This is a genomic window from Thalassolituus sp. UBA6592, assembly GCF_002433655.1.
Taxonomy (GTDB): Bacteria; Pseudomonadota; Gammaproteobacteria; order Pseudomonadales; family Oceanobacteraceae; genus Venatoribacter.
In genome coordinates, this window is record NZ_DJIO01000023.1 from 19,927 (window position 1) to 21,237 (window position 1,311).

The window sequence follows — 1,311 nt, forward strand, 5'->3', positions numbered from 1 at the left end:
CCCGACCACCTACAACGCCTGTTCTACAGTGCGCTGGAACGAAGGTACTTCATTCCCTATTCAGGCAGGTCATGGTTGTATCGGCTGTTCTGAAGACGGTTTCTGGGACAAAGGTTCTTTCTATAACCGCCTGACCGATATTCACCAGTTTGGTATTGAGAAAAATGCCGACGAAATCGGTACCGCAGTTGCCGGCGGTGTCGGTGCAGCCATTGCTGCCCATGCCGCCGTCAGTGCCATTAAACGACTGTCCAGTAAAAACGATTCTGAGGATACCTCTGCATGAACATCCCACTGAACGCCAGCCAGCTCGACAATAATGGCCGCCGCGTGGTGGTCGATCCGGTAACCCGGATTGAAGGTCACATGCGCTGCGAAGTAAACGTCGACAGCGACAATATTATCCGTAACGCCGTTTCCACAGGCACTATGTGGCGTGGTCTGGAAGTGATTCTGAAAGGCCGTGATCCACGTGATGCCTGGGCGTTCGTTGAACGTATCTGTGGTGTCTGTACCGGTACTCATGCACTGACGTCCTGTCGCGCAGTGGAAGACGCACTGGATATTCAGATTCCGTACAATGCTCACCTGATCCGCCATCTGATGGATAAAACCCTGATGGCCCACGATCACATTGTGCACTTTTATCATCTGCACGCGCTCGACTGGGTTAATCCGGTTAATGCGTTAAAAGCCGATCCGCGTAAAACCTCTGAGTTGCAGAAAATTGTCTCACCGGCGCATCCGAAATCCAGCCCGGGCTATTTCCGCGATATTCAGAACCGCCTGAAAAAATTCGTTGCCAGTGGTCAGCTTGGTCTGTTTAAAAACGGTTACTGGGATAACCCGGCGTATAAATTATCGCCGGAAGCCGATCTGATGGCGGTAACGCATTATCTGGAAGCACTCGACCTGCAGAAAGAAATTGTAAAAATTCACACCATTTTTGGTGGTAAAAACCCGCACCCGAATTATCTGGTGGGCGGTGTTGCCTGTGCCATTAACCTGGATGACGTTGGTGCATCCGGTGCTCCTGTGAATATGGTCAGCCTGAACTTTGTGCTGCAGCGCATTAAAGAAACTCAGGAATTCACCAAAAACGTTTACCTGCCAGACGTTATGGCGATTGGCGGTCTGTATAAAGACTGGCTGTACGGTGGTGGTCTGGCCAGCGAAAACGTACTGGCTTACGGAACTTACGCACAAACCCCTTACGACAGCTCCACTGACATGCTGCCTGGCGGCGCGATTGTGAATGGCAACTGGAACGAAGTTCTGCCAGTGGACGTGCGTAATCCGGATGAAATTCAG

The 1,311-nt window shown here is 51.3% G+C and carries 1 protein-coding gene and 1 pseudogene; both read left to right on the forward strand.

The features are described 5' to 3' along the window. Window positions 1-286 (forward strand): annotated as a pseudogene (locus B2Z72_RS01975) (uptake hydrogenase small subunit); the annotation flags it as partial. Continuing rightward, the coding region (locus tag B2Z72_RS01980) for a nickel-dependent hydrogenase large subunit (protein WP_297004074.1) at window positions 283-1,311 on the forward strand (1,029 nt) is incomplete at its 3' end. The pseudogene B2Z72_RS01975 and the gene B2Z72_RS01980, both read left to right, overlap by 4 nt.